This is a genomic window from Variovorax sp. J22G73, from assembly GCF_030317035.1.
Classification (GTDB): Bacteria; Pseudomonadota; Gammaproteobacteria; order Burkholderiales; family Burkholderiaceae_C; genus Variovorax.
Genome location: NZ_JASZYK010000004.1, coordinates 41,154 through 62,983, shown reverse-complemented (window position 1 = coordinate 62,983; position 21,830 = coordinate 41,154). Strand labels below are relative to the sequence as shown.

Genomic DNA, 21,830 nt, shown 5'->3' with positions numbered 1-21,830 from the left:
ACTTCCGAAGAGAACTCCCATGCCTGTGAACCTGTCCGCCCCTGATCCCGCCGCCTTGTTCGCGGTGCCCGGCGTCCGTATCGGCGTGGCCGAAGCCGGCGTGCGCAAGGCCAATCGCAAGGACCTGACGGTCGTGCTGATCGACGAAGGCTCGGCGGTCGGCGGCGTGTTCACGCAGAACCGCTTTTGCGCCGCGCCGGTGCAGGTCTGCCGCGACCACCTGGCCGCGAACTTCGGCATTCGCGCGATGGTGATCAACACCGGCAACGCCAATGCCGGCACCGGCGAAGACGGCCTGATGCGCACGCGCTCCACCTGCATCGCGCTGGCGCGCCACCTGGACATCGCGCCCGAGCAGATCCTGCCGTTCTCCACCGGCGTGATCATGGAGCCGCTGCCCGTGGACCGCATCGAGGCGGGCCTGCCGGCCGCGCTGGCCGACGCATCGGAAAGCCACTGGGCGCGCGCGGCCGAGGGCATCATGACCACCGACACCATCCCCAAGGCGTTCAGCCAGCAGGTGCAGCTCGGCGGTGCCACGGTCACCATCACCGGCATCAGCAAGGGCGCCGGCATGATCCGCCCGAACATGGCGACCATGCTGGGCTTCATGGCCACCGACGCGAAGATCGACCCGTCGCTGATCCAGCCGCTGGCCAAGCTGCTGGCCGATGGCTCGTTCAACCGCGTGACCATCGACGGCGACACCTCGACCAACGACTCCTTCGTGGTCATCGCCACGCAGAAGGCGTCGCACGCCACCATCACCTCGCTCGACTCGGCCGACGGCCAGGCGCTGGTGGCGGCCATGCAGAACGTGGCGCGCCTGCTGGCGCAGGCCATCGTGCGCGACGGCGAAGGCGCGACCAAGTTCATCACCATCCAGGTCGAAGGCGGCAAGAACGCCGCCGAGTGCAAGCAGGTGGGCTATGCCGTGGCGCATTCGCCGCTGGTGAAGACGGCGTTTTTCGCCAGCGACCCGAACCTGGGCCGCATCCTGGCGGCGGTGGGCTATGCGGGCATCGACGACCTCGACCAGACCGGCATCGACCTGTTCCTGGACGACGTGCACGTGGCGGTGAAGGGCGGGCGCAATCCGGCCTACCGCGAGGAAGACGGCCAGCGCGTGATGAAGCAGAGCGAGATCACGGTGCGCATCGGCCTCGGCCGCGGCAGCGCCAGCGAAACCGTGTGGACCTGCGACCTGAGCCACGACTACGTGACCATCAACGCCGACTACCGGTCATGAACGAGCAGTTCCAGAAACTGATCGAGCGCGCCGAGCAGCTCATAACCCGCATCGAATCGGTTCTTCCGCAGCCGCTGTCCGCGCCCGCCGACTGGAACGCATCCATCGCCTGGCGCTACCGCCGCCGCAACTCGGGCCACGGCGTGCTCGAGCCGGTGAAGCACGTGGCCGCGATGTCGCTCGATTCGCTGAAGGAAATCGACGTCCAGAAGGAAAAGATCGCGCGCAACACGCAGCAGTTCGTCGAGGGCAAGCCGGCCAACAACGTGCTGCTGACCGGCGCGCGCGGCACGGGCAAGTCGTCGCTCATTCGCGCCTGCCTGCAGACCTACGCGCCGCAGGGCCTGCGCCTGATCGAGGTGGACAAGGCCGAGCTGGTCGACCTGCCCGACATCGTCGAGGTGGTGTCGCAGCGGCCCGAGAAATTCATCGTGTTCAGCGACGACCTGAGCTTCGACGAGGGCGAGCCGGGCTACAAGGCGCTGAAGTCGATCCTCGACGGATCGATCGCGGCGTCCACGCCCAATGTGCTGATCTACGCGACCAGCAACCGGCGCCACCTGCTGCCCGAGTACATGAAGGACAACCTCTCGTACACCCACACCGAGGACGGCGAAGTCCACCCCGGCGAGGTGATCGAGGAAAAGATCTCGCTGTCGGAGCGCTTCGGCCTCTGGGTGAGCTTCTACCCCTTCAGCCAGAACGAATACCTGACGATCGTGGCCCAGTGGCTGTCGTCGTTCGGCGTGACGCCGGCCGCCGTCGAGGCCGCGCGGCCCGAGGCGCTGGTGTGGGCGCTGGAGCGCGGCTCGCGCAGCGGGCGCGTGGCCTACCAGTTCGCGCGCGACTACGCGGGGCGTGCGGGGAACGATGCGGGCCTCGGTGCCGGGCAGGGCGCCGCGTGAGCGAGCCTCGCAAGCACACGGAGGTCGCGGTCGGCGTGCTGATTCGCCTGGCCGACGACGCGCTGCTGCTGTCGACCCGGCCCGAAGGCAAGGCCTATGCGGGCTTCTGGGAGTTTCCCGGCGGCAAGATCGAGGCGGGCGAAACGGTTGAAGAGGCCCTGCGGCGCGAGCTGCACGAAGAGCTCGGCATCACCATCGAGGGCGCCGAGGTCTGGAAGGTCACCGAGCACGACTACCCGCATGCGCTGGTGCGCCTGCACTGGTGCAAGGTGACGGCGTGGAGCGGCGAATTCGAGATGCGCGAAGGCCAGCAGATGGCGTGGCAGCAACTGCCGCTGGACGTGAACCCGGTGCTGCCGGGCGCGTTCCCGGTGCTGCAGTGGCTGTGCGAGGAGCGCGGGCTGCCGTTCGTGGCGCCGCCCGTCGTTACTCCGGACATCGCGCCGTCCCGCTGACCGACTGATGCACCCCAAGTACCGTCCGGACATCGACGGCCTGCGCGCGATCGCGGTGGGCTCCGTGGTGCTGTACCACGCGTTCCCGAAGGCGCTGCTGGGTGGTTTCGTCGGGGTCGACATCTTCTTCGTGATCTCGGGCTTCCTGATCACGACCATTATTTTGCAGAGCCTCGCGGCGGGCGATTTCAGCTACCGCGACTTCTATGCGCGGCGCATCCGGCGCATCTTTCCGGCGTTGATCGTGGTGCTGCTGACCACGCTGCTGGTCGGCTGGTACATGCTGCTGTCCGACGAGTTCGCCGAGCTCGGCAAGCAGACCGTGGGCGGGGCGGCCTTTGTCGCCAACCTGGTGTTCTGGGGCGAGTCGGGGTACTTCGACACGGCCGCGGAGACCAAGCCGCTGCTGCATCTTTGGTCGCTGGGCATCGAGGAGCAGTTCTACATCTTCTGGCCGCTGCTGCTGGGGCTGGCCTGGCGCAAGCGCTGGCCGATCGTGCGCGTGGTGCTGGCGGTGGCGGTCATTTCTTTCCTCGTCAACGTGACCACCGTGCACCCGCTGCCGGCAGCCTCGTTCTATTCGCCGGCCTCGCGCTTTTGGGAGCTGATGGTGGGCGGCATCCTGGCGTGCATGCGGCTGAAGCCGCCGGCACCCAACGCGTGGCGCAGCCATGTGCAATCGGTGCTGGGCGTGGGGTTGATCGTGCTCGGGCTGGTCATGATCCGCAGCAGCAAGGCCTTCCCCGGCTGGTGGGCGCTGCTGCCCACGCTGGGTGCGGTGAGCTGCATTGCCGCCGGGCCGAACGGCGTGCTGAACAAGTACCTGCTGTCGAACCGGGTGATGGTGTGGGTCGGGCTCATCAGCTATCCGCTGTACCTGTGGCATTGGCCGTTGCTGGCGTTCGTGCGCATCCTGGAGGCCGACCCGCTGCACCCGTCGCCGGTGTACCGCGCCTGCGCGATGGTGGCGAGCGTGCTGCTGGCGTGGGGCACCTACCGATTCGTGGAGCGCTTCGCCAGGAATCGCCTCGGCGCCGGCACGCTCAAGCTGCTGGGCGGGGGCATGGTGCTGGTGGCCGTTGCCGGCACCGCGATCTTCTTCGGCGTGCCCGAGCCGCGCAACAGCAGCGCACGGCTGCAGGTCGTGGCCAACGCCACGCTGGACGCCGGCTACTACGAAGGCTACAAGCTCGACCAGATCGGCGAACAGCTGATCTACAAGGTCGGCGGCGGCCCGAAGCGGGTGCTGTTCCTGGGCGACAGCCACATCCAGCAGTACGCGCCGCGCGTGATGGAGCTGGCGCGCACCCTGGCCATGCCGGACAAGTCGGCCTGGTTCGCGACCCAGGGCGCATGCCCGGCCGTGCCCGGCGTGCACGCGGACAAGAACATCGGCTGCGCCGAGCGGCGGGACGCCATGCTGGCCTACGCGCTGGGACCGCAGGTCGACTCGGTGGTGATCGGCGGCTGCTGGAACTGCTACTTCGTCGGCCAGGGCGCGCTGGCGTACTACTTCCGCGACGCCGACAACAAGGTGCACCCGTTCCAGAACGGCGACGGCATCGAGCGCTCGCTGGCCTCGCTGGAGTACACGCTGCGCGAATTGGCGCGCCACAAGAAGGTCTACCTGCTGCTGGACAACCCGGCCGGTGCGGCGTTCGAGCCCAAGCACCTGATCGAGGGCAGTCGCCTCACCCACATGGAAGCGCTGGCGACGACGCCGACCGCGCCACTGGCGGCCGACCAGAAGCAGCTGAACGACCGGCTGCGCGCCATCGCCGAAGCGGCCGGCGCCGAGCCCATCGACGCGATGGCCGTGCTGTGCAAGGATGGCCAGTGCCTGCGCACGCTGCCCGACGGCGCGCCCGCGTACAAGGACGCCGACCACCTGCGCCCGCGCTTCACGCGGGAAGAGGGCAGCTACTTCGACCGCACGGTGCGCACGGCCCCGGCCACCGCCGCGCCGCAGCCAGCGCGCTGAGCGCACCTACGCGAACGATGCACCCCAAGTACCGTCCGGACATCGACGGCCTGCGCGCGATCGCGGTGGGCTCCGTGGTGCTGTACCACGCGTTCCCGAAGGCGCTGCTGGGTGGTTTCGTCGGGGTCGACATCTTCTTCGTGATCTCGGGCTTCCTGATCACGACCATCATTTTGCAGAGCCTCGCGGCGGGCGATTTCAGCTACCGCGACTTCTATGCGCGGCGCATCCGGCGCATCTTTCCGGCGCTGATCGTGGTGCTGCTGATCACGCTGCTCGTCGGCTGGTACATGCTGCTGTCCGACGAGTTCGCCGAGCTCGGCAAGCAGACCGTGGGCGGGGCGGCTTTTGTCGCCAACCTGGTGTTCTGGGGCGAGTCGGGGTACTTCGACACGGCCGCGGAGACCAAGCCGCTGCTGCACCTGTGGTCTCTGGGCATCGAGGAACAGTTCTACATCTTCTGGCCGCTGCTGCTGGGGCTGGCCTGGCGCAAGCGCTGGCCCATCGTGCGCGTGGTGCTGGCGGTGGCCGTCATTTCTTTCCTCGTCAACGTGACCACCGTGCACCCGCTGCCAGCGGCCTCGTTCTATTCGCCGGCCTCGCGCTTCTGGGAGCTGATGGTGGGCGGCATCCTGGCGTGCATGCGGCTGAAGGCGCCGGCACCCAACGTGTGGCGCAGTCATGTGCAATCGGTGCTGGGCGTGGGGCTGATCGTGCTCGGGCTGGTCATGATCCGCAGCAACAAGGCTTTCCCCGGCTGGTGGGCGCTGCTGCCCACGCTGGGTGCGGTGAGCTGCATCGCCGCCGGCCCGAACGGCGTGCTGAACAAGTACCTGCTGTCGAACCGGGTGATGGTGTGGATCGGGCTCATCAGCTATCCGCTGTACCTGTGGCATTGGCCGTTGCTGGCGTTCGTGCGCATCCTGGAGGACGACCCGCTGAACCTGAACCCATCGTTCGCGCACCGTGCCGGCGCGCTGGTGGCCAGCGTGCTGCTCGCGTGGGCCACGTACCGCTTCGTCGAGCGCCATGCGCGGAACCGTCCCGGTCCGGGCACGCTCAAGGCGCTGGGCGCCGGGATGGCGTTGCTGGCGGCCCTGGGCGCCGTGATCTTCTTCGGCGTGCTGGAGCCGCGCCACAACGGCGCCAGGCTGCAGGTCGTGGCCAACGCCACGTTCGACGCCGACTACTACGGCGGATTCAAGCGCGAGATGATCGGCGACCAGGTGGCCTACAAGGTCGGCGACGGGCCCAAGCGGGTGCTGTTCCTGGGCGACAGCCACATGCAGCAGTACGCCCCGCGCGCGCTGGAAATGGCCCGCACGTTGATGCTGGACAAAGACAAGTCGGCCTGGTTCGTGACCCGGGGCGCATGTCCGACGGTGCCGGGCGTGCAGGCGGACAAGAACGTGGGCTGCTCCGAGCAGCGCGACGCCATGCTGGCCTACGCGATGCGTCCCGAGGTCGACTCGGTGGTGATCGGCAGCTGCTGGAACTGCTACTTCGTCGACCATGGTGCGCTCGAGTACTACTTCCGCGGCGCCGACAAGCAGGTTCATCCGTTCCAGAACGGCGACGGCATCGAGCGCTCGCTGGCCTCGCTGGAATTCATGCTGCGCGAACTGGCGCGCCAAAAGAAGGTCTACCTCCTGCTCGACAACCCCGGCGGGCCGGAGTTCGAGCCCAAGCACCTGATTGAAGGCGGCCGCCTGACGCACATGGACGCGACAACCTCGACCCCGACGACCCTGCTGCCGCCTGGCCAGAAGCAACTCAACGAGCGGCTGCGCGCCATCGCAGAGGCGAGCGGGGCCGAGCCTATCGACGCGGTGGCGGCGCTGTGCAGGGACGACCAGTGCCTGCGTACGATGCCCGACGGGGCGCCCGCCTACAAGGACGCCAACCACCTGCGTCCGCGCTACACGCGGGAAGAGGCGAGCTACTTCGACCGCACCTTGCGCGCCGCGCAACAACCGGCGCGCTGAGCGCCCCCGAAGCGAACGATGCACCCCAAATACCGCCCGGACATCGACGGCCTGCGCGCGATCGCGGTGGGCTCGGTGCTGACGTACCACGCCTTTCCGAGCCTGCTGCCGGGCGGCTTCATCGGGGTCGACATCTTCTTCGTGATCTCGGGCTTCCTGATCACGACCATTCTTCTGCAGAGCCTGGCCGCGGGCGACTTCAGCTACCGCGACTTCTATGCGCGGCGCATCCGGCGGATTTTTCCGGCGCTGGTGCTGGTGCTGCTGGCCACGCTGGCCTTCGGCTGGTACGTGCTGCTGCCCGGCGAGTTTTCTCAGCTCGGCAAGCAGACGACCGGCGGGGCGGCGTTCTTCGCCAACCTGGTGTTCCTGGGCGAGGCCGGCTACTTCGACGCCAGCGCCGAAACCAAGCCGCTGCTGCACCTGTGGTCGCTGGGCATCGAGGAACAGTTCTACATCTTCTGGCCGCTGCTGCTGGGCCTGGCCTGGCGCAAGCGCTGGCCGATCCTGCGGGTGACGCTGGCGGTGGCCATCGCCTCGTTCCTGGTCAACGTGCTCACGGTGCAGCCGCACCGCGCGGCGGCCTTCTACTCGCCGCTGTCGCGGGCGTGGGAGCTGATGGCCGGCGGCCTGCTGGCGGCGATGCGGCTGCAGGCGATGAGCGCGCCGGCGGGCGCGGCGGATTCATCTGCATCACAACCCTGGACGAAGCACCTGCAGTCCGTCGTCGGCATGGGCCTGATCGTGCTGGGCCTGTTCATGACGCGCAGCACCAAGGCGTTTCCAGGCTGGTGGGCGTTGCTGCCGGTGCTGGGCGCGGTGAGCTGCATCGCGGCGGGGCCGAACGGCGTGCTCAACAAGTACCTGCTGTCGAACCGGGTGATGGTGTGGATCGGCCTGATCAGCTATCCGCTGTACCTGTGGCACTGGCCGCTGCTGTCCTACGCGCGCATCGTGGCGGGCGGCGAGCCTTCGCTGCAGGTGCGCATCGCGATGGTGGTGGCGTCCGTCGTGCTGGCGTGGGCCACCTACCGCTTTCTCGAACGCTTCGTGAAGCTGCACCTGTCGCAGGGCATGCTGCGCGGCCTGGCCGGCGGCGGCGCGGCGCTGGCGGTGGCCGGCGTGCTGGTGTTCCTGGGCACGCCGCTGCCGCGCAACGACAGCCCGGCCCTGCAGGCGGTGGCCGACGCCACGCGCGAGGACAACTACTACGCGGGCTTCGAGGAGTCGGCGCTGGGCGGGCAGTTCGTCTACCGCGCCGGCAACGGCAAGCACAACGTGCTGCTGATCGGCGACAGCCACGTCGAGCAGTACGCGCCGCGCGCGCTCGAGCTGCTGCGCACGCAGCCCGACAAGGCGCGCACGGCCTATTTCGCGACCCGGGGCTCCTGCCCGCCGGTGCCGGGCCTGTTCAGCGGCAGCGACACCGGTTGCGACGAGCGCCGCGCGGCGGTGCTCGAGCTGGCGCTCAAGCCGGAAGTCGATTCGGTGGTGATCGGTGCCTGCTGGAGCTGCTACTTCACCGGCGCCGGCCCCACGGTGAACTACTTCGTGGACGACAAGAAGGCCGTGCACCCCTTCCTCGGCGGCGACGGCATCGACCTGTCGCTCAAGTCGCTGGGCGAGGTGCTGAAGCGGCTGTCGGCGCACAAGAAGGTCTACTTGGTGCTGGGCAATCCGGTGGGCATGGACTTCGATCCGCTCATGCAGATCCAGGGCAGCCGGCTCGGCGGCATGACGGCCGCCAGCGGCCAGCTGAAGGCGCCGATGCCGGCGGACCAGGCGCAGTTCAACGCGCGGCTCAGGCAGGTGGCCGAGGCCAACGGGGCGCAGGTGATCGCGCCTTTCGACAGCCTGTGCGCCGACGGCCAGTGCCTGCGCAGCATGCCGGACGACGGGTCGCCCGCGTACAAGGACATCGGCCATCTGCGCCCGCGGTACGCGCGCAGTTTCGCGACCTACATCGACCCGGCGTTGCTGGACCAGGAAGCGAGCGGCAAGTAACACGGCGCCTCTGGAAAGAGGCCCGAGGCCGCAGGTCTCGCCGGTCTTATTGGATCTTGGGGTCGCCGAACGGGTTGTCGTCGGGCGGCGCTTCGGCCGGCATGCGGAATTCTTCGCTGGCCCAGGCCCCCAGGTCGACGCCCTTGCAGCGTGCGCTGCAGAACGGCCGGTAGGCGTTGCTCGGGGCGTAGATGCTGTCGCCGCCGCAGGTGGGGCAGCGCACGATGCGCTCGCCCTTCGCGTTCAACTTGCTCATTGCAATACCTTCGTGGGGCGGCCTGGCGCCGCGCTCATGCGCAGAGGGTCAGCTCGAAGGGCGCGTCGTCCGAGCTTTGGTGCAGGCGGTCGTCCTTGTCGTGGCGCATGAGGCGCACGGACACCATGAGACGGTTGCCGCTGATTTCGGGAATCAACCCCAGCCGGGGGTCGATGCGCAGGCGCAGCAACTGGAAGCTGCGGCCCTGGGGCAGGTTCTGCTGGAACTGGCCGTGGGTGGCGATCACCTTGTAGGGTACGTCGGCGTCGCGCAGCAGCTTGAGCAGCAGGTAGATCGACGAGGCCAGCGGCGACAGGGTGTTCGACCAGCGCTCCAGGTCGGCACGGCGGCTCGGCGCGGGGCGGTGCTGCCAGGCGTAGTAGGCCGGCAGGTCGAACTCGCAGGTGCCGCCCGGAATGCCGGCGCGGCTGCGGATGCTCATGAGCCACTCGTTCTCGGTCAACGCCTGGCCGGCCTTGCCCGCCACGCCGTTCAGCGTGGTGAAGTTGCGCTCGAGCTGGCCGACGACTTGGTCGAGCACGGTCTCGGCGATGGCCGGATTGCCCCGGTAGCTGTTGAAGACGTTCTTGTGCTTGTCCAGGTCGCGCAGCACGTCGGCCTTCAGGTCGGCGCGGGCGGCGACGTCCATGATCTCGAAGATCGTGATGAGGGCGTAGTGGTGGGACAGCGGCGATTCAGAGGGCACCAGCTCGCCGAGCCGGCGAAACAGGTGCTCCAGCCGCAGGTAGGTGCGGATGCGCTCGTTGAAGGGGTACTCGTAGAGGATCACGCGTCTCGTTTTTTCACGTCAGGGGCGAGCGCATTGCGCTCATTGTGATTTGGCGGCCGGTGCTGGCAGTACCTGGCGCACAGCCTCCAGCATACGCTGACCGAAAAGAATGTAACCCCGGGTTGACACATGTGTCTCGTTGGCGGGGAAGAGGTCCATGACCTTGTAGCGGTTCTGTTCGGCAAGCTCGAACAGGTCCGGTCCGATATTTTGCGGGTTGAACTCGGCCCTGAACGCATCGGCATGGTTTTGTTGCAAATACACGGTGCTCTTGTTCGGCACCACCATCCATACGACCTTGTAGGGCGCGGCGTTGCTTTCGAAACGCTTCATGAACCGCGCGGATTCGGCCGTCAGCGCCGGCTTGAGGCGGTCCTCGGCGGTCATCAGCAGCTTGTCGCAGGCGCGATGGCTGAACTGCTTGCAGCCGTCGGGCACCTTGCGCGCGTCGATCAGCTGGCCCCAGCGTTCCGGCTTGTTCGACCAGCTGTCGGAGGCCATGATCCCGCGTGTGTTCACGAAGGTCAGCCAGCCGCTGAGCAGTTCGGCGTCCCAGTTGAGCTGGAAGCCGGGAGCGGGCCTGGCCGGGTTCTCGAACGGCGGCGGCGTGGGCTTGAAGGCGTGCTTCATGGTCGCGCACGTCTCGGACTTTTCGATGCGCTCCTGCAGCAGGCGCTCGATGCTCTCGACGATCACGACCTTGCCCTTGAAGCCGGACTTCTGGAGCCAGCCCGAGAAGTCGTCGCACACCGTGCTGTCGAGGTTGTCCCAGTGCGTGGTGGTCACCTTGTAGCCCGCGCCCACGAGCGAGGCCTGCCAGGCGTAGCGCACCGAGAAGCTGTCGCCGATGACCAGGATGTCCGATTCTTTGATGGGCCAGGTCTTGACGTCCGCGTCCGGAATGGGCGGCGGCGGCGCGTGCCAGCCGAATTCGCGCTCCGAGATGCGGCCGATGCGGGTCAGGTCGCCATAGGGAATGGGCGTGAACAAGCTCACGACGAGCAGGGCGCAGCACACCAGGAAACCCACCGCGAAGATGCCAAGCCAGGTCCTGGCCGATTTCGTGTCTTCCATGTCAGAACTGGAAATAGAGGAACGGGCTGTAGTTGCCGAACTTCGACACGCACAGGCCAAAAAGATAGATGCAGCCCAGGCCCGTGACCCAGGTGGCCACGCGCTGCAGGCGAGGGCGCCCGGCCAGGCCCGCGACGTTGGGAATCCAGCGGTCGAGCGTGATGGTGGGCGGCAGCGCCAGGCAGATCACCAGGGCCACCAGCAGGGTCTGGAAGAACTCCGGCTTGCGGAAGGGCACGCGGAATTCGCCGAAGGCCGAGACCGGCGCACCGTGCAGGCCCAGCATGCCCTTGTAGATCTCGATGGCGGCCGACAGGCTGTCGGCGCGGAACACCACCCAGGCGATCATCACGCACAGGAAGGTGATGAACCAGCCGGCCACGCGGCCGTACCAGGTCGTCTTGGTGCTCCCACGGCGCACCTTGGCGTTCCAGAAGTGATTGACCATGAGGTACGCGCCGTGCAGCGCGCCCCAGATCACGAAGGTCCAGGCCGCGCCGTGCCACAGGCCGCCCAGCAGCATCGTCAGGAACAGGTTGATGTAGCGGCGCGCCGGGCCCTTGCGGTTGCCGCCCAGCGGCACGTAGAGGTAGTCGCGCAGGAAGGTCGACAGCGAGATGTGCCAGCGCCGCCAGAACTCGATCATGTTGGTCGACTTGTAGGGCGAGCGGAAATTCAGCGGCAGCTGAACGCCCAGGCACAGCGACAGGCCCACCGCCATGTCGGAGTAGCCCGAGAAGTCGAAGTAGATCTGCAGCGTGTACGCCAGCACCCCGAACCACGCGGTGTACAGCGAGGGCATCACGCCTTCGTGCACGCCCTTGAACATCATGTCCGCGTACTGGCCCAGCGGGTCGGCGATGAGCATCTTCTTGGCCAGGCCGAAGACGAAGATGCCCAGCCCGAGCGCCACGCTGTTGGCGTTGAAGCGGTAGGTGGCCGGGCTGTTGAACTGCGGCATCATCTGCGCGTGATGCAGCACGGGCCCCGCGATCAGGTGCGGGAAGTAGGTGACGAACAGCAGGTAGTGAATGAAGCTGCGCTCGTGCACCTTGCCCTGCCAGCAGTCGACCAGGAAGGCGATCTGCGTGAAGGTGTAGAACGAGATGCCGATCGGCAGCACGATGTGCACCAGGTCGATCTGCGCGAAGCCCGCGGCGGCCAGCCCGGCGTCGATGTTCTCCAGGAAGAAGTTGGCGTACTTGAAGACGGCCAGCACGCCCAGGTTGATCACCAGCGCGATGATCAGCAGCGCCTTGCGGTGCTTGTCTTCGCGGCTCGGGGACGGCGTGAGGCGCAGCCCGAACCAGTAGTTGATGCAGATCGACCCCAGCAGCAGGGGCAGTGCCTTGACGCTCCACCACCCGTAGAAGAAGAGCGAGGCCAGTGCCAGGAAACCCGCCGCCGACCGGGGGCTGCGCGCGCCGATCAGGAAGAAGCCGATCAGGACCAGCGGGAAGAAAACGAAGATGAAGGGATACGAATTGAAAAGCATCGTGAGGGGCGCTGAGGCGTGCGCCGTGTGACGTGATCGTCGTGCAGCCGTCGCGGCGTCAACCCCAAATTATCGCGTGCCGGGCCCGACCCACCGATTCCAGAGACCCCACACCTGCGCGCCGAGTTCCTCCAGGCTAAGAGTCTCGTTGTAGAGCACCGCGTCCGCCGCCGCCCGCCGCGCCCTGCGCGAGGCCTGCTGGGCAATGACGGCCTGCACGGCTTCGGGCGCCCAGCCCGAGCGCGCGACCACGCGTTCCAACTGCGTCTGCTCGGTTGCGTCGACAACCAGCACCCGGTCCACGATGGCGCGCCAGCGGCCGGATTCCACCAGCAGCGGCACGTCGAACACGACCACCGCGTCGTCCCCGGCCGCGGCGGCCTGGCGCTGGGTCTCGGTGCCGATCAGGGGGTGGAGGATCCCTTCGAGGCGAAGCTTGGCGCCGGCATCGGCGAACACGATCTGGCGCATCGCGGCCCTGTCGAGCCCGCCGTCCGCGGCGATGACGCCGGGGCCGAAGGCGGCCTCCAGGGCGGGCATCGCGATGCCGCCCGGTTGCGCGATGGCGCGCGCGATGGCGTCGGTGTCCACCAGCACGGCGCCTTGCCGCGCCAGCAGCCCGGCCACGGTGCTCTTGCCGCTGCCGATGCCGCCCGTGAGGCCGATGCGTCGCACCATGTCTGTGTCAGTGGGTCAGTGAGTCAGTGAGTTAACGGATTAGCGCGCCCAGGGGGAAGGCGAACGGAATCCACTGCTTCACCACCTCCGGGCCCGCCACCAGGCAGACGAGGCCCGCGCCGGCCAGGAAGGGGCCGAAGGCGATCGGGATGTCCTTGTGCGCCAGCTTGCCCGCCACGCGCAGCGCGATGCCGATCACGGCGCCCACCAGCGAGGACACGAGGATGATCGCGATGAGGTAGTCGGCGCCGAGCCAGACACCCAGCGCGGCCAGCAGTTTGAAGTCTCCATAGCCCATGCCTTCCTTGCCCGTGACCAGGCGAAAGGCATGGTACACAAGCCAGAGGCTCAGGTAGCCGAACACGGCGCCCCAGACGGCCGAGCTCAGCGACACGCCGGTCCAGCCCATGGCCGCGCCGATCAGGCCCAGCCACAGCAGCGGATAGTTCAGCGAGTCGGGCAGGAACTGGGTGTCGAAGTCGATCAGGAACTGGCAGACCAGGAAGGCGCCGAACGCCGCCCAGAGCGCCCCCTGCGGCGTGATGCCGTAGCGCCAGCTGCACAGCGCGAAGAGCGCGGCCGTGACCAGCTCGACCAGCGGGTAGCGCGGGCTGATGAAGGTCTTGCAGCTGCCGCAACGCCCGCGCAGCACCAGGTAGCTCAGCACGGGAATGTTTTCGTACCAGCGGATCTTGTGGCCGCAGGCGCCGCAACGCGAGGCGGGGCGGGTCAGGTCGAAGGGGGGCTGCGCTTCGAGCACCGCCGCGGCCTTGTCCGCTTCCGCCTCGAGCCCGGCCGGGGGCACGACCTTCGGGCCGAAGGCCATGGTCCACAGGGAGGGGGCGTCCTTCGAGGACATGAGGTTGGCGACGGCGTCGGCGAGCCAGTCGCGGTACATCATCACCGGCGTGCGGTAGATGACGACGTTCAGGAAACTGCCGATCAATAGCCCCAGCACACCGGCGAACGCGGTGTCGAATTCCCTCGACACCAGCATCAGACGACCTGGCCGAGCTTGAAGATGGGCAGGTACATCGACACCACGATGCCGCCGATGATGGTGCCCAGGAACACGATGATGATGGGCTCCATCAGGCTGGACAGGCCCGCGACCATGTCGTCGACTTCCGACTCGTAGAAGTCGGCCGCCTTGCCCAGCATGTGGTCGATGGAGCCCGACTCCTCGCCGATGGCCGTCATCTGGATCACCATCGAGGGGAACAGATTGACGTTGGTCATGGCCGCCGTGAGGCTGGTGCCGGTGGACACTTCCTGCTGGATCTTGGCCGTGGCATCGCCGTACACGCTGTTGCCCGAGGCGCCGCCGACCGAGTCGAGCGCTTCGACCAACGGAACGCCGGCGGCGAACATGGTCGCCAGCGTGCGGGTCCAGCGGGCCACGCAGGATTTTTCGATCAGCGTGCCGAAGATCGGAATGCGCAGCAGCACGCGATCCATGACCTTCTGGAAGCGCTCATTGCGTTTCCAGGCCTGCAGGAAGAAATAGATGCCGCCGCCGATGGCGCCGAAGATCAGCCACCAGTACGACACGAAGAACTCGCTGATGGCCATCACGAACAGCGTGGGGGCGGGCAGGTCGGCACCGAAGGAGGTGAACACCTGCTTGAACGCCGGAATCACGAAGATCATGATGATGGCCACCACCACGAAGGCCACCACGACCACCGAGGTCGGGTACATCAGCGCCGACTTGATCTTGGACTTGATCGCCTCGGTCTTCTCCATGTACGTGGCCAGGCGGTCCAGCAGGTCTTCCAGGATACCGGCCGCTTCGCCGGCTTCCACCAGGTTGCAGTAGAGGTTGTCGAAGTACTTCGGAAACTTCCGGAACGCGGCCGACAGCGAGGTGCCGGTTTCCACGTCGGTACGGATGTCGTTGAGCAGCTTCGCCACGCTCGCGTTGGCGTTGCCGCGCCCGACGATGTCGAAGGACTGCATCAGCGGCACGCCGGCCTTCATCATGGTCGCCAGTTGGCGCGTGAAGATTGCGATGTCCTTGGGCTTGATGGCCTTGCCCGAGCGCATGCGGCGCTTCTTGATCTTCGAGGCGAGCACGCCCTGGCGGCGCAGCGCGGCCTGGACCTGGTTCTCGCCGGCGGCGCGAAGTTCGCCGCGCACCAGCTTGCCGTTGCGGTCCTTGCCCTCCCATTCGAAGACAAATTCCTTGTGCGTGGGCTTGGAGCGGGGGGATGCCACTGTTGCCATTCGATCTCCGGTCTTCGGTGTGTTCGTTATATGTTGGTGCAGGCGACCACTTCTTCGAGCGAAGTGAGACCTTGCATGACCTTGCGCAGGCCCGACTGCCGCAGCGAGCGCACGCCTTCGGCTTCGGACTGCTGGGCGATGTCCAGCGCGCTGCCATCGCGCAGGATGATTTCCTGGATCGCCTCGGTGATCGGCATCACCTGGTAGATGCCCACGCGGCCCTTGTAGCCGCCGCTGCATGCGGAGCAGCCGACGGGGCGGTAGGGCTTCCATGTGCCGTCGAGCTGGTCGTCGGCGAATCCGGCTTCGATCAGCGCTTCGCGCGGCACGTCGGCGGGCACGCGGCACACGGTGCACAGGCGGCGGGCCAGGCGCTGCGCGGTGATCAGGATCACGCTGGACGCGATATTGAACGGCGCGATGCCCATGTTGCGCATGCGCGTGAGGGTGGTCGGGGCGTCGTTGGTGTGCAGCGTGGACAGCACCAGGTGGCCTGTTTGCGCGGCCTTGATCGAGATGTCGGCGGTTTCCAGGTCGCGGATTTCGCCGACCATGATGATGTCGGGATCCTGGCGCAGGAAGGCGCGCAGGGCCGCTGCGAAGGTGAGCCCCGCCTTTTCGTTCACGTTGACCTGGTTGACGCCGGGCAGGTTGATTTCTGACGGATCTTCCGCCGTCGCGATGTTCACGCCCGGCTGGTTCAGCAGGTTCAGGCAGGTGTACAGCGACACCGTCTTGCCCGAGCCCGTGGGCCCGGTCACCAGCACCATGCCGTAGGGCCGGCCGATGGCATGCAGCAGGCGCGCTTTTTCGTCCGCGTCGTAGCCCAGCGCATCGATGCCCAGGCGCGCGCTGCTCGGGTCCAGAATACGAATGACGATCTTCTCGCCGAACAGCGTCGGCAAGGTGCTCACGCGAAAGTCGATGACCCGGTCGGGCCCGATCTTGAGCTTCATGCGGCCGTCTTGCGGCACGCGCTTTTCCGAGATGTCGAGCCGCGAGATCACCTTGATGCGCGACGCCAGCTTGTCCTTGATGACGGTGGGCGGGCTGGCAATTTCGCGCAATTCGCCGTCGATGCGAAAGCGCACGCGGTAGTTGTGCTCGTAGGGCTCGAAATGAATGTCCGACGCCCGCATGCCAATGGCGTCGAGCAGCATCTTGTGAAGAAAGCGCACGACCGGCGCGTCTTCGACTTCGGCAATGGCCTGGTCGGCGGCTTCGCTCGTGGTATCGGCGGAGACTTCGTCGAACTCGAACTCGCTGCCGACGATGTTGTTGATGGTTTCGGCCGCGCTCACAGCGGCGGCCTCGATCATTCGCGAAAGCTTGTCGTACTCGGCAATGACCCAGTCGACGCCCATCTGCGAAGCGAACTTGATCTTTTCGGCCGCCTGCTGGTCCGACGGATCGGCCGTGGCAACGATCAGGCGGTTGTTGCGCTTGCTGAGAACGACGATGCGGTACGCGTGGCACAGCTTGGCGTCGAGCAGGTCCTTGGGCAGGCGCTGCGGATCGATGGCGTCGAGGTCGAGGAGCGGGGCCCCGAAAGCGGTGGAAAGGGTGTGGGCGAGATCGGCGGCGGAAACAGCGCCCGAGCCGGTCAGCTCGGCGATGAAGCTGGTGCGGCCGCTCAGCGACTTTTGATAGATGTCCTCGGCGGACTTGGAGGGAAGCTTGCCGGCCGAAACCAGGGCGCGAGCGAGCCCAGGGAGCGCGATCTGCGTGGGTTCTTTAACTGGAAGTTCGGCAGCGGCCATTCAGCGAATGCAAAAGATGTGAAAAAGTGCTTCACGATCATCGCTGAACAGTCCTGTGCTGTAAATCGCTACACAGCAACAGGCATGGCCATTTATTTATGCCAGCCAAAGGCTGGTCGGGGTGAGAGGATTCGAACCTCCGGCCTCTACGTCCCGAACGTAGCGCTCTACCAGGCTAAGCTACACCCCGATGGTTGCAAGAAAAAACTAATCGTCCTAGATGCCAACTCAGGTGAGGTGTTCAGGCACGTCGCTCAAGCAACTGAGCCGCCAATTGTAGCAAACCTGAAGCGTGCAAATTGGACGGAAAGTCTTTCAGTGCAGAAATTGCACGTTGCGCCTCGGCCGCGGCGGCCGCACGCGAGGCGTCCAACGCGCCGGTTTCCCGAACGATCTCGACGATCTTGCTCAGTTGCGCCGTATCGCCGGCTTCGATGGCGGCGCGCACGAGCGCGCTTTGTTCTGGCGTGCCGCGCTGCATCGCGAAGATGAGGGGCAGGGTGGTCTTGCCTTCGCGCAGGTCGTCGCCGACGTTCTTTCCGGTTTCCTGGATGTCGCCCGCATAGTCGAGCACGTCGTCGATGACCTGGAAGGCGGTGCCCAAGGCCTGTCCGTAGGTGGCGCAGGCTTCTTCCACTTCAGGCGTGGCGCCGGCCAGCACGGCCGCGAGCCGCGTGCTGGCTTCGAAGAGCTTGGCCGTCTTCGAGCGGATCACGCGCAGGTACGCTTCTTCGTCCAGCGACGCGTCGTGCATGTTCATCAGCTGTAGCACTTCGCCTTCGGCGATCACGTTGGTCGCTTCGGCCAGGATCTGCATCACGCGCATGTTGTTGGCGTCCAACATCATCTGGAATGCGCGTGAGTAGAGGAAGTCGCCGACCAGCACGCTCGCCGGGTTGCCGAACGATTCGTTGGCGGTTGCCCGGCCGCGGCGCAGGGTCGACTCGTCGACCACGTCGTCGTGCAGCAGGGTGGCGGTGTGAATGAACTCCACGACGGCTGCCAGGTTGAATCGCTGCTCGCCGGTGTAGCCCAGTGCGCCCGACATCAGCAGCAAGAGCGCTGGCCGCAGGCGTTTGCCGCCCGCGGAAATGATGTACTTGGAGACTTGGCTGACCAGCGGCACGCCCGTGTCGAGGCGTTGGGCAATCACACGGTCGACTTCGACCATGTCGCCGGCAATCAGGTCCAGCACGGTGGCGGTGGGGGAAGTGTCTGCGGCGGGAACTGGCAAGGCGTGGGCGCGAGGCGCTGCTGGAAATGATGAAAGCCCGTGCGAGCGGGGCAGGGCCGAAGGCCCAAATTATAGGGAGCGGGCGCCGTCTGGCGGGGCGTACGGGTCTTGGGGTGGCTGTCGAGGCCAAACCGCGCTATAATCTTGGGCTCTGCGGAATTCGCCGTGGGGACTCAATTTCTAAGAGGTTTACATGTACGCGGTCATAAAAACCGGCGGCAAGCAATATCGCGTTGCTTCCGGCGAAAAAATTAAAGTAGAACAGATTGCTGCGGACGTAGGCCAGGAAATCGTGATCGACCAGGTTCTGGCAGTCGGAAACGGCGCTGAAATCAAGGTTGGCACGCCCCTGGTGTCCGGCGCAACGGTGACAGTCACGGTACTGTCGCACGGCAAGCACGACAAGGTCGGCATCTTCAAGATGCGCCGTCGCAAGCACTATCAAAAACGTCAAGGCCATCGCCAGCAGTTCACTGAACTGCAAATCGGCGCGATCGCCGGCTAAGGAGCACATTCCATGGCACAGAAAAAAGGCGGCGGCTCAACGCGAAACGGGCGCGACTCCAAGCCCAAGATGCTCGGTGTGAAGGCCTTCGGCGGCGAACTGATCAGCGCAGGCTCGATCATCGTGCGCCAGCGCGGCACCCGTTTCCACCCCGGCGTGAACGTCGGCGTGGGCAAGGACCACACGCTGTTCTCCCTGGTCGACGGCCACGTGTCGTTCGGTCAAAAGGGTGCTCTGAACAAGCACACGGTCAACGTGACCCCCGCGGCGTAAGCCTCGAGTCACTTCGATCACCCGAGGCCCCGCATTGCCGGGGCTTCTTCATTTGTAAACAGGACATCCCATGAAGTTCGTCGACGAAGCCTTCATCGACATCGCCGCCGGCGATGGCGGCAACGGCTGCGTGTCGTTCCGTCATGAGAAGTACAAGGAATTCGGCGGCCCCAACGGCGGCGACGGCGGCCGCGGCGGCCATGTCTTCGCGGTGGCCGACTCGAACCTGAACACGCTGGTCGATTTCCGCTATTCGCGCCGCCACGAGGCCAAGCGCGGCGAGCACGGCATGGGCTCCGACATGTTCGGCGCCGCGGGCGACGACATCACGCTCAAGATGCCGGTCGGCACGATCATCTCCGACGCCGAAACCGGCGAGGTGCTGTTCGAACTGCTCGAAGAGGGCGAGGTCATCACCATCGCCAAGGGCGGCGACGGCGGCTTCGGCAACATGCGCTTCAAGAGCGCCATCAACCGCGCGCCGCGTCAGAAGACACCCGGCTGGCCCGGCGAAAAGCGCAGCGTGAAGCTCGAGCTGAAGGTGCTGGCCGACGTGGGCCTGCTGGGCATGCCTAACGCGGGCAAGTCGACGCTCATCAGCGCCATTTCCAATGCGCGTCCGCGCATCGCGGACTACCCCTTCACCACGCTGCACCCCAACCTTGGGGTGGTGCGCGTCGGCCCGGAGCAGAGCTTCGTGGTGGCCGACCTTCCCGGACTGATCGAAGGCGCCGCCGAAGGCGCCGGCCTGGGCCATTTGTTCCTGCGCCACCTGCAGCGCACCCGCCTGCTGCTGCATGTGATCGACATGGCGCCGTTCGACGACAACGTCGACCCGGTCGCGCAAGCCAAGGCCATCGTCGGCGAACTCAAGAAGTACGACGCCGCGCTGTACGAGAAGCCGCGCTGGCTGGTGCTGAACAAGCTCGACATGGTGCCCGACGAGGAACGTGCCGCACGCGTCAAGGACGTCGTGAAGCGCCTGCGCTTCAAGGGGCCCGTGTTTGAAATCTCGGCGCTCACGCGCGAGGGCTGCGAGCACCTGGTGCAGGCCGTCTACCAGCAGGTGAAGGCGCAACAGGTGGCCGAGCAGGTGCCCGTCGTCGTCGATCCGCGCTTCGTTCCGCTGCCGCCCGAAGGCACTTGAGCAGCATCGCAGCACCCCGGGGTGCTGCCAATCGATAGACAGACAACAGCCCCGCAGCACTCACGACAGCACCGCCCGACATGACCTCGAACTCCGGATCCACAGCCTTGCGGGATGCCCGCCGAATCGTCGTCAAGGTGGGCTCCAGCCTGGTGACCAACGAGGGTCGCGGCCTGGACGAAGCAGCCATCGGCGAATGGTGCCGGCAGCTGGCGGCGCTGGTGCGCGAGGGTCGCGAGGTGGTCATGGTGTCCAGCGGCGCCATCGCCGAAGGCATGAAGCGACTCGGCTGGCGCACCCGCCCGCACGAAATCAACGAACTGCAAGCGGCCGCCGCCGTCGGTCAGATGGGCCTGGCCCAGATGTACGAGACCAAGCTGCGCCAGAACGAGATCGGCAGCGCCCAGGTGTTGCTCACGCACGCCGACCTGGCCGACCGCGAGCGCTACCTGAACGCCCGCTCGACCCTGGTCACGCTGCTCAAGCTGGGCGTGGTGCCGGTCATCAACGAGAACGACACGGTCGTCAACGACGAGATCAAGTTCGGCGACAACGACACGCTGGGCGCGCTCGTTGCCAACCTGGTCGAGGCCGATGCGCTCGTCATCCTGACCGACCAGAAGGGCCTGTACACGGCCGACCCGCGCAAGGACCCTGACGCGGAGTTCGTGCACGAGGCCGCCGCCGGCGACCCGGCGCTCGAAGCCATGGCGGGCGGCGCTGGTTCCAGCATCGGGCGCGGCGGCATGCTCACGAAGATCCTCGCGGCCAAGCGCGCCGCCGGGTCGGGTGCTTCCACCGTCATCGCCTGGGGGCGCGAAGCCGACGCGCTGTTGCGCCTCACTCGCGGCGAAGCCATCGGCACGCTGCTGGTCGCGCAGACCGCCAAGCACCAGGCCCGCAAGCGCTGGATGGCCGACCATCTGCAGCTGCGTGGCGCCGTGGTGGTCGATGCGGGCGCCGCCGCCAAGGTGCGCGCCGAGGGCAAGAGCCTGCTGCCGATCGGCATGACCAGCGTGTCGGGCGAGTTCTCGCGCGGCGACGTGATCGCGGTGCGCGATGCAGAAGGCGTGGAGCTGGCGCGCGGCCTGGCCAACTACTCCAGCGTGGAGGCGCGCCTGCTGTGTCGCAAGCCCTCGAGCGAGTTCGAGCGCTTGCTCGGCTATGTCGCGGAGCCTGAAATGGTCCACCGCGACAACATGGTGCTGATGCCAAGCTGAAACGACAACGGGGCCGAAAGCCCCGTTTCTCATTGCCGTGACGGCACGGCAAGACCTGGTCTTACTGCACTTCCCGCACCGGGTTGCGCATGTTCTGCACCATGTCTCCGACCGACGCGCGCGGTGCATCCCCGCGGCACAGACCCTGCACCGCGAGCGCCTTGGTGTAGGTGGAGTTCATGTCGTTGAGCCGCTTCCACTCGGGCGTCGGGGTCTCGTGCCAGATGCCGTTGTTGAAGCGCGCGTAGCCCTTCATTTCCGCGGTCGAGCAACGCACGCCTTCGTAGAACGCATTGACGGCGCCGCCGCTGCGGTTGTGCGCCACCACCACGTAGCGCACGATGCCGTCGCCCGTGATGGCGATCGTGCTCGGATCGACGCCGAACTTCAGGCTCATGTACGGCGGCATCGTGATGTCGAGCAGCTTGCTTTCGCTGAATGCGGGCGGCGGCGGCACGGCGGTTTCTTCCCATTCCTTGTCGGTGCCGTAGCGCTTGGGCGGCGGCGGCGAACCTGCCTGGGCCCAGTCCGGGTTGTCGGTGTCGTGCGGCCCCGATGCGCAGCCGGCGAGGATGCCGAAGCACACCAGCAGG

The 21,830-nt window shown here is 66.5% G+C and carries 20 protein-coding genes and 1 tRNA gene; 10 read left to right on the top strand and 11 right to left on the bottom strand.

All coding sequences use genetic code 11. From position 1 onward, the window contains the following. Positions 1–19: 19 nt before the first annotated feature. Genes argJ through QTI51_RS16680 form a run of 6 tightly spaced genes read left to right on the top strand, consistent with a single transcriptional unit; the run spans position 20 to position 8,579 of the window. Positions 20–1,249 (top strand): bifunctional glutamate N-acetyltransferase/amino-acid acetyltransferase ArgJ, encoded by a 1,230-nt coding sequence (argJ, locus tag QTI51_RS16705; protein ID WP_116909178.1) that lies wholly within the window; start codon positions 20–22, stop codon positions 1,247–1,249. Further along, positions 1,246–2,154, top strand: coding sequence for an ATP-binding protein (locus tag QTI51_RS16700; RefSeq protein ID WP_116909177.1), 909 nt, complete (start codon positions 1,246–1,248; stop codon positions 2,152–2,154). The genes argJ and QTI51_RS16700 overlap by 4 nt, the downstream gene beginning before the upstream one ends. Further along, entirely contained in the window at positions 2,151–2,609 is a 459-nt protein-coding gene (locus QTI51_RS16695; RefSeq protein WP_116909176.1) for an NUDIX domain-containing protein, read from the top strand. The genes QTI51_RS16700 and QTI51_RS16695 overlap by 4 nt, the downstream gene beginning before the upstream one ends. A 7-nt stretch (positions 2,610–2,616) precedes the next feature. Continuing rightward, the gene (locus tag QTI51_RS16690; RefSeq protein WP_116909175.1) at positions 2,617–4,590 is read left to right on the top strand and encodes an acyltransferase family protein; all 1,974 of its coding nucleotides are present in this window, start codon (positions 2,617–2,619) and stop codon (positions 4,588–4,590) included. Positions 4,591–4,607: 17 nt separating this feature from the next. Next, positions 4,608–6,575 (top strand): acyltransferase family protein, encoded by a 1,968-nt coding sequence (locus tag QTI51_RS16685; RefSeq protein ID WP_132748757.1) that lies wholly within the window; start codon positions 4,608–4,610, stop codon positions 6,573–6,575. 18 nt (positions 6,576–6,593) lie between these two features. Then, positions 6,594–8,579: an acyltransferase family protein gene (locus QTI51_RS16680; protein ID WP_116909174.1), complete on the top strand. Its 1,986-nt coding sequence runs from the start codon at positions 6,594–6,596 to the stop codon at positions 8,577–8,579. A gap of 46 nt (positions 8,580–8,625) precedes the next feature. Here QTI51_RS16680 and QTI51_RS16675 read toward each other — a convergent pair whose 3' ends face one another. The 10 genes from QTI51_RS16675 to QTI51_RS16630 form a co-directional block, all read right to left on the bottom strand. Beyond that, positions 8,626–8,835, bottom strand: a complete 210-nt coding sequence (locus tag QTI51_RS16675; protein WP_116909173.1) for a DNA gyrase inhibitor YacG — start codon at positions 8,833–8,835, stop codon at positions 8,626–8,628. A gap of 34 nt (positions 8,836–8,869) precedes the next feature. Further along, positions 8,870–9,625, bottom strand: coding sequence for a cell division protein ZapD (gene zapD / locus QTI51_RS16670; RefSeq protein ID WP_116909172.1), 756 nt, complete (start codon positions 9,623–9,625; stop codon positions 8,870–8,872). A gap of 39 nt (positions 9,626–9,664) precedes the next feature. Next, complete coding sequence (locus QTI51_RS16665) at positions 9,665–10,699, bottom strand: alginate O-acetyltransferase AlgX-related protein (protein ID WP_116909171.1); 1,035 nt, start codon at positions 10,697–10,699, stop codon at positions 9,665–9,667. 1 nt (position 10,700) lies between these two features. Then, entirely contained in the window at positions 10,701–12,194 is a 1,494-nt protein-coding gene (locus tag QTI51_RS16660) for an MBOAT family O-acyltransferase (protein ID WP_116909170.1), read from the bottom strand. Between the two features lie 69 nt (positions 12,195–12,263). Then, positions 12,264–12,872, bottom strand: a complete 609-nt coding sequence (coaE, locus tag QTI51_RS16655) for a dephospho-CoA kinase (protein WP_207786675.1) — start codon at positions 12,870–12,872, stop codon at positions 12,264–12,266. 31 nt (positions 12,873–12,903) lie between these two features. Further along, on the bottom strand, positions 12,904–13,869 hold the full coding sequence (locus tag QTI51_RS16650) for a prepilin peptidase (RefSeq protein ID WP_116909169.1): 966 nt from the start codon (positions 13,867–13,869) through the stop codon (positions 12,904–12,906). Further along, the gene (locus tag QTI51_RS16645; RefSeq protein ID WP_116909168.1) at positions 13,869–15,098 is read right to left on the bottom strand and encodes a type II secretion system F family protein; all 1,230 of its coding nucleotides are present in this window, start codon (positions 15,096–15,098) and stop codon (positions 13,869–13,871) included. Before QTI51_RS16645 ends, QTI51_RS16650 begins: the two co-directional genes overlap by 1 nt. Positions 15,099–15,124: 26 nt before the next feature. After that, entirely contained in the window at positions 15,125–16,858 is a 1,734-nt protein-coding gene (pilB, locus tag QTI51_RS16640) for a type IV-A pilus assembly ATPase PilB (RefSeq protein ID WP_116909167.1), read from the bottom strand. Positions 16,859–16,971: 113 nt separating this feature from the next. Next, a tRNA-Pro gene (locus QTI51_RS16635) sits at positions 16,972–17,048 on the bottom strand. Positions 17,049–17,099: 51 nt separating this feature from the next. Then, positions 17,100–18,092 carry a polyprenyl synthetase family protein gene (locus tag QTI51_RS16630; RefSeq protein ID WP_116909166.1) on the bottom strand — a complete coding sequence of 331 codons (993 nt, stop codon included), beginning with the start codon at positions 18,090–18,092 and terminating at the stop codon, positions 17,100–17,102. 193 nt (positions 18,093–18,285) lie between these two features. Between QTI51_RS16630 and rplU the strand changes: the two genes are divergently transcribed. The 4 genes from rplU to proB all read left to right on the top strand — a co-directional run bounded on the left by rplU (position 18,286) and on the right by proB (position 21,237). Further along, complete coding sequence (gene rplU, locus QTI51_RS16625; protein WP_042578903.1) at positions 18,286–18,597, top strand: 50S ribosomal protein L21; 312 nt, start codon at positions 18,286–18,288, stop codon at positions 18,595–18,597. Positions 18,598–18,609: 12 nt separating this feature from the next. Beyond that, a complete protein-coding gene (rpmA, locus tag QTI51_RS16620; protein WP_116909165.1) occupies positions 18,610–18,870 on the top strand; it encodes a 50S ribosomal protein L27 in 261 nt (86 codons plus the stop codon). A 70-nt stretch (positions 18,871–18,940) separates the two neighbouring features. Then, positions 18,941–20,017, top strand: coding sequence for an Obg family GTPase CgtA (gene cgtA / locus QTI51_RS16615; RefSeq protein ID WP_116909164.1), 1,077 nt, complete (start codon positions 18,941–18,943; stop codon positions 20,015–20,017). 80 nt (positions 20,018–20,097) lie between these two features. Then, positions 20,098–21,237: a glutamate 5-kinase gene (proB, locus tag QTI51_RS16610; RefSeq protein ID WP_116909163.1), complete on the top strand. Its 1,140-nt coding sequence runs from the start codon at positions 20,098–20,100 to the stop codon at positions 21,235–21,237. A 61-nt stretch (positions 21,238–21,298) separates the two neighbouring features. Here the strand turns inward: proB and QTI51_RS16605 are convergent, their stop codons facing one another. Then, positions 21,299–21,823, bottom strand: a complete 525-nt coding sequence (locus QTI51_RS16605; RefSeq protein ID WP_116909162.1) for a CNP1-like family protein — start codon at positions 21,821–21,823, stop codon at positions 21,299–21,301. Between the last annotated feature and the right edge of the window lie 7 nt (positions 21,824–21,830).